We start from the raw sequence: 11,610 nt of genomic DNA on the forward strand, positions 1-11,610 counted from the left end.
TTTCGCTCTAGCCAACCGTACGAGAACCGCGGTCCTCCCACCAGGATGCCTCATTACGCGGATAGTGCATAACCCAGCCAGTGGGCTTCCAGGTAGTAAAGTCGTTGGCATCACCAATGATACTGTACTCTACAACGCCATACTCAAATCCGCTGCTATTTCTACTTAACATCTCAAAGATTCTTGGACGGTTGGGATCAGTAACATCAAACGCATTCATACCATCGCCTTGACGTGTCATCGGAACATCCGAAGCAGTAAGCGCAGTAGGCATAACATCCAACAAACTCAGAGGCGCCTGGGAAATCTTGCAAGGTTCTGCATCGGCTTGAGCCGATTGAGCAGGCTTGACCAAGAAGATGGGATTAGCGGCAAAGGTTGTAAGATCCAGGTTGCCCGTACCAGACATATAGCCATGATCCGAAATGATCATGATGGTTGTCTGGTCATACACACCAAGCTCTTTGAGCTGACGAATGTACTCACTCACGATATTCATAGAACCCGTAGCTTGCTGAGCGCGCGTGGATTCACCAATATCCACACCATTCTCGTCCATAGTATTGGGCCAGTGTGGACCAAGCAGGTGAATAAAGCGGAAGCTACCTTCCTTGGTGGTGTCACCATAAGAAAGCCTGACATTCTTGAGTTTTTGGAAATAGAGTGGGTCATTGGTGGTGTACGGAACCGTATCATCATAGGTGTTGCTCTGCGTGGTATCCGCACGCTTAATCATGGCATTGTTAACGTCATCTGTATAGAACCAGAAGAAGGGCTTGAAGGGCCATGGTAAATCACGGAACAAAGCACACTCATAAATAGCCTTGAGGGTCCCCTTCACATTGAGTTTAGGAGCATTGCTCGCAGCCTCGTCATTGGGCAAGAAGTTCATAGCACGCTTGCTGACTTGCTCCACCTGAGGACTCACGTTCTCAGAATAAATACCAATATCGTATCCAGCCTTGGTAAGATCACCCATAAAGTCAGTATAGTCCCACCTATCCCATGCCATCTTGTCAAAGTTAGCATCATGATTAGGCTGATAGCTTGTAAGTATTGCAGGTACAGCATCACGCGTAGGCGTAATAACAGAGGTAACGTTTTGGAACCAGGTAAAGCCTGTCATTTCCTTGAGCAGGTCTGGATTAGATTTGGTAAGCGGAATTAAATCCATGGGCGTATCGTACATATCAAGTACGAAGATAACCGTATTCTTCTTTGGAGAGACGGTAAACATGCCCTTCTCGGTAACCGTGTACTCTTCTTGAGGGGCATCTGAATTGCTCAGGTGACTCTTTGCAAATATGCTACCCACGCCTACAAGCTGCACCAAGATTAATGCTAACGAAACAATGCTTACAATCTTACGGGACAGATTGCGATTAAGCTGTGAGAGGGTAAAGGGCGCGATAAAAATAAGTGCCCAAACTACAAAAGTAAAGCAAGAAATCTTAGTGTAGTCAGACCAAGCAATGGTCGCACCGGTAGAGGTTGGCAGGCCAATGTTGAGGAAGAGAACCTGGATATAGCAGGCTAAGGTAAAGCCAAAGACCAGCATAAGACCCAGGTTAAAGACACGCTTGCGCAGCAGCGTTAAAACCGCTGTAGATACCGCAGCTACGAGCAGTGCTGGGAGAATAAAGACCCACCATACCTGAGAGATACCAAAAACCAAACTTGCCGAATTACCAGCAATAATCTCGTAAGGTGCCACAATAAGCAGGGTAAATGCAAAGAATAGCGAAACGCACAGTGCAGCCAGCAAGCGGGTTGTCCACTTGATGGACTCGCCCTCATTATGAGACCCCAAGCTGGTGTTTTGTGCAATCACACTCGATGCAAGTGCTTGCTTTGCAACAGCATCAACAGATGCTTTTTGATCGGGCGTAATGGTTGAGACCTGAGCCTCTACCTCACGCCTTTCTTCAATGTGTAAAAGCTTAAGAATAACCTTGCGAGAACGCCTAAAGGCAATACCAGCAACAGCGGATAGCGCTACCGCTACACCAGCCAATGCTTGAATGGTGTAAGTCATAACTGAAGGATCAACATAGGCCCAAGCTGGCGTAGGTACAGCAAGAGCCCAAATGAGCAGCAAACTTGCAGCAAATACTACATCACAGACAAGAAGGGCACGTTTCAGATGCCTCACGTGCTTGTTATTAGTTTGCATTACTTATCCCCCTGCTTTGCCTTTTGGTGAGCAAGTACCTCATCGAGGATGAACTTACCTGCTGCCTCGCCACCATGACCCAAATTGCTAATCATGTTGCTGCGAATGTCTTCAATCTGAGAGGCCCAGGTCTGGGGATTTTTTACCATGTCGTCGATGGTCTCGCATAGCCCGCTCAGGTTCTTGGGATCCACCGAACGACCAATCTCATTGCGAATGCTGATGTCAGAGGGAGTCCACTCAGTAATCTGCTTCCAATCAGGATTTAATTCCTTCATGGTTGTATCCACAAACAAGCAGGGCTTAAGCGTAGTGAAGGAGAACTCGGCAGAAATAGAAGACCAGTCGGTAATCAAAATATCAGCTTCCAAGATAGAGCTATGACCAGAGAAGTCACATTCAAAGGTCAGCTCTTCTGCAGGAGTGGAAGCATAGCGCTCCATCAATGCATCCAATTTGGACTTATAGCGCTTAATGTACTCTGGGTGAGGACGCAGCGTAATGTGATATCCATGACCCAGCAGGTTATCAAGCAGGTCATTGATGCAAGAATCCAAGATGTTGTCATAGTTCCACGTAGGAGCAATCAAAATCTCGGGACGCTCATGAACGGTCTTTTCCATGGCAGCATAGTCTGCAATTTCACGATCGAGAAGATCGTAGCCGACCAGCGGCAATTTCTTTTCACGCGTGCCATAGAACTTCTCGACAGCACGGGCATCCTTTTGCTGATGAGGACCAACGCACAACACGCCATCATAGTTGGTGTATTCACCGCGTGTAGAGGTTACCGTCATAGATGTCATGTGATGGCACATGTACAGATACTCGGTATCCTTGCTTACATAGGAACGCTTGATATAGTAGTTATCCAAATCACCCAAAGAAGTAACTACGACGTCCGCATCCATCTTCATCATAAGCGTGATCAGACGACGCTGTCCCAAATAATAAGGAAGAATGCGAGGCTCAGACTTTGCAAGATCAAAGATCTGATCGTTAGGGTCACTGGTTACATAGTGAATACGAATGTCGGAATGAGAGAGCAGCCACTCGATGGCGCCGCGGAAGTACTTGTAAAAGCCGGAGCCCTCGGAGTAAAACACCAAGTGCTTGTTATCAATCTTAAAGAAACGCTTGTAGTCTGCACGCTCACGAGCTGCGTGAGGGTCACGCTGCCACCATTTATGCTCAGACTTAGTAGCATTAACCATGGCCTCGTAAGAAGAACGAGTTTGCTCAAGGCGCTCATAGTCAATGGACTTTGCAGGTGGAATGATAACATTGCACAGAAGCTGTACCACAATAGAAAGCAAGTTGGAGCATACCCAGTAAAAAGCCATGCCACAGGCAACATAAAATGCCAGGAACAGTGAAAGTGCAATGGAAAGGCCGTTAGTGGTGTTTTTCTCGGCCGTAGACTGTTCACGCTGGAGCGGGTTGATGACATTAGAGGCAAAGCCCATAGCTACCGCAGAAAGCGTAGCTGCAACAACCATGATAAGGGAGGCACCGCCATTGACAGCGGGGACCAAGCCCAAAAACTCTGTGCCAGCAGCTCCACTCTCTGTAATAGCATGAATAACGTCCACCAAGGCAAATAGGATAAAGATCTGCACCGCCAGAGGGATTAAGCTCAGTAGTGGGTGATAGTGATGCTTCTTATACAGTTCACTTTGCATCTCACCGATGGTTTCCTTATCGCCAAAGTACTTTTCCTTGAGCTGGAAAAGGTCTGGCATAACTTGAACCATAACGATGGAATTCTTCTGACACCACAAAGAGAGTGGCATGAGTACAATCTTTGAAACGAGGGTAAATACAAAGATTGCTACCCAATAGCTTCCGGTTAAACCATGTGCCCAATCGACAATGGCAAGGAAGAGGTTAGTTAATGGCTGCAGCATGAAATAATCCTTAAATAATTTTGTTTTACTATGCCGCGCAGTATTCTAACACCATTCTCTTATGAACCTAAATGTCAGCCAGGTCTTACTCTTCTTTTTTACGTGAACTGACTAAAAATTCCCCCCAATCGGGCGTTGCAGATAAGACTGTTCCCACAATAATGACTATGCAGCACACAATTTCAAGAGTGCTGGGGATTACGTGAAGTATGAGGGCGCTGATCAAAACTGCCCAAGCAGAATAAGAAATGTTAAGAGCCATACCGCGTGCAGCACCAATGCTGTCAATGGCCTTGTAGTAGAACAGATACGATCCAACACCAGCTAAGGCAGCAAGGGCAACAACGGCATTTTCTGGTGTAAAAGCAAGCTGTGTAAAGGATCCCAGAGAGCCTGAAAGCGGCATAACCACTGCTACATAGGCAAGTGCAGAGGTTGTCTCGCGAATTTGTAAGGCGGTCTCATTATCTACCGCTTCTCCACTCATGCCCCAAGCGAGAATAACTGCCTCGGATCCCCAGCCAGCTACGCAAAGCAAGGCACCAAAAATACCAGCCAAAGGATTGTCCATGGTACCACCAGTTGTGGAAGACCAACCAATGCACACGATGGCAAACAGAGCCAACAGCAGCATGCCTACCTGCTTGACTTGCATACGCTCCTTGAGAACAAGCACGGCAAGCAAGGTTCCCACCGCGGGATAAAACGCAGAAATTGCAGCGGTATAACCAGGACCGATGTGCTCAATAGCAGCAAGATACCCACTCATGCCAATGGGACCACCAAGCAGTGCGGCAAGCATAATAACTTGCCCATTGCGCGTTTTAATGGCCGCAAGGGTATCACTCAAACGGCCGCGAGCTCCCATCCACACCAACAAAATAAGCGCTGCAAAAATATCATGCATGCAAGCAGATACAAACGAAGCATGAGCATTTCCTACATACAGCCCCATGCCCAGGGCAATACCAAGCACAACCGTATCAATGCCCCACAGTATGCCACTCAACAACCCGTACTTCATAATGCTTCTCCCCTGCCTTATTTCTGCTCGGTTTCGTACCAGTCCAGGACCTTGCCGATATAATCAGTTGCGGCGCGATAGTAAATAAAGAGCCACTCACCTACGTTGTCGCCCTCTGCCTCTTTGGCCAAAGACCACAAATACCAGCACCAACCAGCAAAGACGACATATGACCAAAAGTGACGGCGCTCTTCAAACGTAGCGGGACGACCAAAATAGTAATCAAGTGCCTGATCAGCGCGTTGTTCACTCAGCTCGCTACATACCACAAAGGTACCAAAATCATTGGCCACATCGGACATGCCAGCGTATTCCCAGTCAATAAGGCTCATCTGACCGTTTGCCTCTACCAAGAAATTCAAGGGGAAGAAGTCATTGTGGCAAACACAGGTGGGGTACCCGTCAGCAGTTGCATGCGCCTTAAGACGGGTGACCTTATCACGCAGCTCATAATAGCCAGGAACCTCAATGGGGCCATGCTCTAATAAAAGCTGCTCATATGCCAAACTTTCTTCATAGAAGTCAAAATGACGCTCCAGTTGTACCTCGGAATCATGAAGCAGGCGGCACATCTCCATAGTGCGCTTGAGCTGGGCATCATTATTGGTATCCAGCGATTGAGCCTGAGGGATAAAACGTGAAAGCTTCCAGCCACGCTTTTCATCCTCATAGATAAACGTACTGTCCAAACCAAGCTCACGTGCAAGCCTTAAACCCGCCGCCTCACTGGCACGGCTAATCATTTTTTCTGTACCAACGCCGGGATGACGGTAAACATATTCTTTCTTTTGCTCACCTTCGCCCACCGAGAAATGGCAGGAAAGGTTGGTAAGTCCCTGCTTAAGTGGCCAAAACTCATGAATGTCGGTCTTTTGACAGCCGAGAATTTCTACGATATTGTCAAAAATCTCTGAATCGACGTTCTCCATAAAGTACTGATCAAAATTGCGCAGCTCATCCAGCGAATCAAACTCATTAATGATACCCTCTTCATAAGGACGAGCAACCATAGCAAGCTCGGAAATATGATCTACGTAAATCTCTTCCCAGAGCTTATCGGCAGTCTCTGGCTTGTCATACACCGCTTCCAAAATTTGCCTATAGCGCTCGGAAAATGCCTTGTCAAAATAGACATGGCCCAACATAACATACGAATCAGCGCCGCCTACACTAACCTGCGTAATGCGATTGTTTGCACCGGTAGTAATGCACCATTCCTGAGTTGGCCCCTCGACCTTGGTGCAGGCATAATACGCTTCGTATACATAGGGTTCAAAAGGATTGATTGTAAAGTAATCATCCGAGGAACAGACATAGGTATTGGAAAGCCTCTCGCGCACCAACCACAGTGTGCTGTTGTTGTTTCTGGCGGCATAGTCATGATTGACCACAATGCGTACCTTGTACTTGCTGCGCAGATACAAGAAGTACTCCTTTTTATACCCCACCACAACGGTGATATCAGAAATACCGGCTTCAAGCAACTGCTCAATCTGACGCTCAATAAGAATTTCACCACGTACGCGGAGCAAGCCCTTAGGACGCTCGTAGGAAATGGGTGCAAAGCGAGAAGACAGTCCTGCTGCCATAATGATTGCATTGTGTACCTTGTACGGTTCAAGCGCATCAACGCCGCTTTGTGTAAGTATGCCATCTGCTATATATCCCGTAGCTTCGCAGCTTTTAAGTGCCGCATTCACAGAACCGAGAGAAAGCCCTGTTAGCTGGCTGAGTGTGCGCTGACTGGGTGTTTTGTCAGCTGATTTGAGCTCGCGTAAAACCAGAAACTCATTCTTTGTGATAGCCATAGTCGCTCCAAATACCGTGCTCTACCGTCATGTATCGTTATGTACTGTTGTGTGCCGTTGTGTGCTTCATCTACCTGATGTTCAACTTTAACGACTAATTGATTGTAACTGAACGTTCAATTATTTTCATCTTAAAAATATTTTGAACACAAACAAACACAAAGGGGAGACAGATCTGTCTCCCCTCTATCTGCAAGTTAAATTTTAGGTATGAGATTATTCGTTTAGAGTAACACGCCGCTGCGAGAAACTCTCGTCATCACAAGAAGCCTAAAGCACAGCTTATGCACTAGTCGTCACAAGAAACGAGCTCGATCTCAAAAATGAGCGCCTTACCTGCGAGCTCATGATTTGCATCCACATAAACCTCGTCATCGGTAAGCTGTGTAATAACCGCAGGGATAGGTATGCCGCCAGGGCCAGATAAAGAAACATGATCACCCTCACGCAGCTGCTCAACCTGAGGAATGTTGCCCTTAGGAAAGGCAATCACCAGATCCTCATTGCGCTCTCCATATGCCTCAGAGGGCTGGAGCAAAACTTTTTTCTTTTCTCCTACCTGCATATCCTCGACAGCTTTATCAAAACCAGCAATCATCTGACCAGCGCCGCAGGTAAACTGCAGGGTTTGGCCGCGATCATAGGAACTATCAAACTGAGTGCCGTCCTCAAGCGTGCCGCGATAATGCACAGAAAGTTTTTTGCCCTTGTTAGACATGTATTCTCCCTACAATAGAGTGTATAGCTGTATATATGGCTGCGTATCAAGCCCCTGTAAAGGTACCCTAAGCAACCATAGTCTTTCCCACGCCGCGCAATAAATCATCAAGTTCTGCGCGAAGCACAAAGTTTCCTGCGTCTACCCTACAGGGCAGTTCCATGCACATGGTCTCGCCGCTGGTCATCTCCATGCGAATTTCTACTCGATCAAAACCAGCATACTTGCAGATAATTGCCTTGATTCTTTCCATAAGCTGCCGAGAAAAACTGCTAGAAGGCAGCAAAATCTCTAACGACTTGGGCTGATTGCTTTTCTCGTCCAGCTGGAGTGCCTCAATTTCAGAAGCAATAATCTGTACACCACGATCACCACGCTCAAGCTTGCCGTTGATCCGAACAAACGCCTCGCCTGCTGTTTCTCCGGTTTGCTCGTTAACTGCAGGCATGAGGGCGGCACCAGACTTTTTATACAGCTTAGGAAAGACCACAACAGGAACTTCCCCTTCCATATCCTCCACCGTAATCACAGCCATGGGATCACCTTTTTTGGTGGACTTACGCTGCAAACTGGAAACCATACCTGCAATCCAAATAGTTTTGCCATCAGGAATGAGGTAGCGCGTGGTTGTTCCGCCGGTTTCGTAGTCCTCTACATCCTGCGCGGACTCAATAGCATCAAGCGTGTAGTCACGTGCTTTGGACAAAGCATATTCATACGGTGCCAGAGGATGATCGGAAACATAAATGCCCAAAACATCTTTTTCAAGTGCCAGCTTCATCAAACGATCCCACTCAATGCCATCGGGCTTTGGCACCTCTGAGGTAAACCCTTCGGTCTGCGCAAACATATCAAACATAGAAACCTGACCGGAGGCACGGTCCTTTTGGTGGCGCGTTGCTGCATCAATGATATTCTCAGAGTTGTTCTTATCGATAAAAGACATGCACTGCATGCGCGTATACCCGGTGGAGTCAAAAGCTCCTGCCTTTACCAGGGCTTCTACAACGCGGCGATTTGCTTGGCTTGCATCTACCCTATCGACAAAATCATGGATGTTCTTAAATGGACCGTTGGCTTGACGCTCTGCAATGATGCAATCTGCAGCACCATCACCTACACCGCGGATGCCGGCAAAGCCAAAGCGAATACCTCCCTCAACAGCGGTAAACTCACGACCTGATTCATTGATGTCTGGAGGCAGGATCTGAATACCTTCGCGGCGGCAAGAATTAACATAATGCACAATCTTGTCGGTCTTGCCCATATACGAAGTAAGAACGGAAGCCATGTACTCAAGGGGGAAATGCGCCTTGATCCACGCGGTTTGCATAACCAAAATGGCATAACCGGCGGAGTGGGACTTATTAAACGCATAGGATGCAAACTCAAGGACATCGTCCCAGATCTTTTGTGCGGTTGCTCGTTCATAGCCGTTGTCCAAAGCACCGTTCATCCAGTGGTCATAGGTGGTCTCATCCTTGCCGTTATCCCAATGGAACACCGTGCTGGTAAGCAACTTGATTTTCTTTTTTGCCACCGGCTTACGAATACGAGAATCAGATTCACCAGCGCTAAAGTTGGACATCTTAACAGAGATCTGCATGACCTGCTCTTGGTACACAATGGTGCCATAGGTCTCATTAAGAATTTCTCCCAACCTGTCATCGTAAAAGACAACGGGTTCTTTGCCATTCATGCGGTTGATATAGCTGGTAACCATACCTGCACCCAAGGGACCTGGGCGATACAGGGCGATAAGAGCAACGATCTGGCTATACTTTTTGGGCTGCATGTTCTTAATGGTTGCCGTCATACCCGCGGACTCAACTTGGAAAATACCAGCCGTATGACCGGAGCCCAGCAGTTCATAAATTTTAGGATCAGAAAAATCGATCTTATCGACATCAATATCTACACTGGTAGCGCCTGGCTTGAGCGTATCTTGCACCGCCTGAGACATCTTTTGAATATCTGCAGCCGTGGGATACGCTGCCTTAATATTGCGCAAGGCCTTATTGATAACCGTAAGGGTACGTAAGCCCAAAAAGTCCATCTTGAGCAGGCCCATATCTGCTACCGAATGGCCCTCATACTGAGTAATGGTAACGTCACCCTTGGTATCCAACTTGGTGGGCACATGGTCCGTTACCGGCGTAGGAGCAATGAGCGTAGCACAGGCATGAACACCCTCACCACGAGTAAGACCTTCTATGGAAAGAGCTGCGTCAATAACCGCACGCGCCTCGGCATCCTCATTGTAGACTTGCTCAAAGTCTGGCGAGAATTGCTCGGGGTGTTTTTCACTCCTATGCAAGGCATAAGAAAGTTCAAGTTTAGGATCACTGGATAGCATTTTGGACAAACGCTGAGCTGCGTAGACGGGCTGTCCCAACACACGCGCTGCATCGTTAATGGCCTGCTTAGCCTTGATGGTTGAGTAGGTGATTACCTTACAAACGTGATCTTCTCCATAGACCTCACGCACATGAGCCAAAACATCCTGTAGGTGCTCGTCCTCAAAGTCCATATCAATATCGGGCATCTCGGAGCGCTCGGGCGACAAAAAGCGCTCGAACATCAGACCGTTTTCCAAAGGATCAAAGGTTGTGATGTTCATAGCGTACGCAACAATAGCACCGGCAGCAGAACCACGACCTGGACCTACACCAATACCCTGATCCTTAGCCCATTGCACGTAGTCTTGAACGATAAGAAAGTAATTAGCAAAGCCCTTATCGCAAATGACCTTGTACTCGTATTCAAAACGCTCTTGTACGTTGATACCATTGATCACAACATCGCGCCAATTTTGACCATAGCGAATGGCAAGGCCCTTCTCGCACTCCTCGCGAAAACGGGCTTCTGCGGTTTCTCCCTCGCGCAAACCAGGGTACTGAGGAAGATACATGCTGGACCAGTCCAGCTCATACTTACACTTTTGAGCAACCTCAAGTGTATTGTCGAGCGCCTGAGGACACCAATCAAAAATGGAGCGCATCTCTGCTTCTGTTTTCATGTAAAACTCGGTGCCATCCATCTTTTTACGATTGGTATCATCAATACGAGAAGCGGTACCGATACAGCTCACGATATCCTGCACATCTGCATCTTCACGCCTGAGGTAATGCACATCGTTTGTGGCAACTACCTTAATGCCTAAACGATCCCCCATCTTTACCAGATGCTCAGAAAGGCTACGGTCACTCCAGCCGTTCCACTCTGGTGGCTGAAGTCCATGGTCTTGGATCTCCAGGTAGAAGTCATCACCAAAAATTTCTTTATAGGTGAGTGCCCACTGCTCTGCCTCTTCAAAATTACCATTGCGTACATTCCAGGGAATAATGCCCTGCACACAAGCGCTCAAGCACACGATACCCTCATGGTAGGTACGCAACATATCCAAGCTCACGCGAGGCTTGTAATACATCATCTCGTGACCAGCAGCTTGGGACATGCACTTAATAAGGTTTACATAGCCTGTCTCATTTTTTGCCAACAAAATAAGGTGAAAACGCTGCTGTTTGGTGCCGCGCGGAATGCACTCATCCTTAATGAAGTACGCCTCACATCCAAAAATAGGTTGAATAAGCAGCTCAGGCTTATTAGCTTTGACCGCCTCAAGATCATGGGTTTGATTCCAAATGGCAACATCTGCCTCCCACTGTGCATGAGCACGGTCATGCGACAGGGCATCTAAGCCATCAGCAGCAGGCTCTTTGAGCTCAAAGCCTTTTTGAAAGCACTCAATATCATGACGCCACTGCACCATATCCGCAGCATTGTCATTGTACTTACGACACTCCAAGTCAAAGTTGGGGATACCAAACATGTAGCCATGATCGGTAAGAGCAAGCGCGGGCATATGCTCGTCTACCGCTTTCTTTACCATTTCTGAAATGCGTGTTGCAGCATCCAAAATAGAAAAGTCAGAGTGGTTATGTAGGTGGACAAATGCCATCCGAGTGACCCCCATACAA

General features: G+C 47.5%; 6 protein-coding genes. All 6 read right to left on the reverse strand.

Going from position 1 to position 11,610, the window contains the following annotated elements; genetic code table 11:
• Positions 1 to 7: 7 nt before the first annotated feature.
• A complete protein-coding gene (locus HMPREF1091_RS06455; protein ID WP_002564003.1) occupies positions 8 to 2,173 on the reverse strand; it encodes a sulfatase-like hydrolase/transferase in 2,166 nt (721 codons plus the stop codon).
• Positions 2,173 to 4,080 (reverse strand): YidC/Oxa1 family membrane protein insertase, encoded by a 1,908-nt coding sequence (locus HMPREF1091_RS06460; protein ID WP_002564004.1) that lies wholly within the window; start codon positions 4,078 to 4,080, stop codon positions 2,173 to 2,175. Before HMPREF1091_RS06460 ends, HMPREF1091_RS06455 begins: the two co-directional genes overlap by 1 nt.
• Before the next feature lie 85 nt (positions 4,081 to 4,165).
• A complete protein-coding gene (locus tag HMPREF1091_RS06465; RefSeq protein WP_002564005.1) occupies positions 4,166 to 5,104 on the reverse strand; it encodes a DMT family transporter in 939 nt (312 codons plus the stop codon).
• Between the two features lie 17 nt (positions 5,105 to 5,121).
• Positions 5,122 to 6,912, reverse strand: coding sequence for a phosphotransferase (locus HMPREF1091_RS06470; RefSeq protein WP_002564006.1), 1,791 nt, complete (start codon positions 6,910 to 6,912; stop codon positions 5,122 to 5,124).
• Between the two features lie 289 nt (positions 6,913 to 7,201).
• Positions 7,202 to 7,630 (reverse strand): FKBP-type peptidyl-prolyl cis-trans isomerase, encoded by a 429-nt coding sequence (locus tag HMPREF1091_RS06475; protein WP_002564007.1) that lies wholly within the window; start codon positions 7,628 to 7,630, stop codon positions 7,202 to 7,204.
• A 67-nt stretch (positions 7,631 to 7,697) separates the two neighbouring features.
• Positions 7,698 to 11,591: a DNA polymerase III subunit alpha gene (dnaE, locus tag HMPREF1091_RS06480; protein WP_021736295.1), complete on the reverse strand. Its 3,894-nt coding sequence runs from the start codon at positions 11,589 to 11,591 to the stop codon at positions 7,698 to 7,700.
• Between the last annotated feature and the right edge of the window lie 19 nt (positions 11,592 to 11,610).

Origin of the sequence: Atopobium minutum 10063974 (assembly GCF_000364325.1) — a bacterium.
GTDB classification, from domain to species: domain Bacteria; phylum Actinomycetota; class Coriobacteriia; order Coriobacteriales; family Atopobiaceae; genus Atopobium; species Atopobium minutum.

What these genes read in the sequence shown, in the direction of transcription:
- HMPREF1091_RS06455 (WP_002564003.1), bottom strand. Translation starts at nt 2,173, where the DNA reads ATGCAAACTAATAACAAGCACGTGAGGCATCTGAAACGTGCCCTTCTT.
- HMPREF1091_RS06460 (WP_002564004.1), bottom strand. Translation starts at nt 4,080, where the DNA reads ATGCTGCAGCCATTAACTAACCTCTTCCTTGCCATTGTCGATTGGGCA.
- HMPREF1091_RS06465 (WP_002564005.1), bottom strand. Translation starts at nt 5,104, where the DNA reads ATGAAGTACGGGTTGTTGAGTGGCATACTGTGGGGCATTGATACGGTT.
- HMPREF1091_RS06470 (WP_002564006.1), bottom strand. Translation starts at nt 6,912, where the DNA reads ATGGCTATCACAAAGAATGAGTTTCTGGTTTTACGCGAGCTCAAATCA.
- HMPREF1091_RS06475 (WP_002564007.1), bottom strand. Translation starts at nt 7,630, where the DNA reads ATGTCTAACAAGGGCAAAAAACTTTCTGTGCATTATCGCGGCACGCTT.
- dnaE (WP_021736295.1), bottom strand. Translation starts at nt 11,591, where the DNA reads ATGGCATTTGTCCACCTACATAACCACTCTGACTTTTCTATTTTGGAT.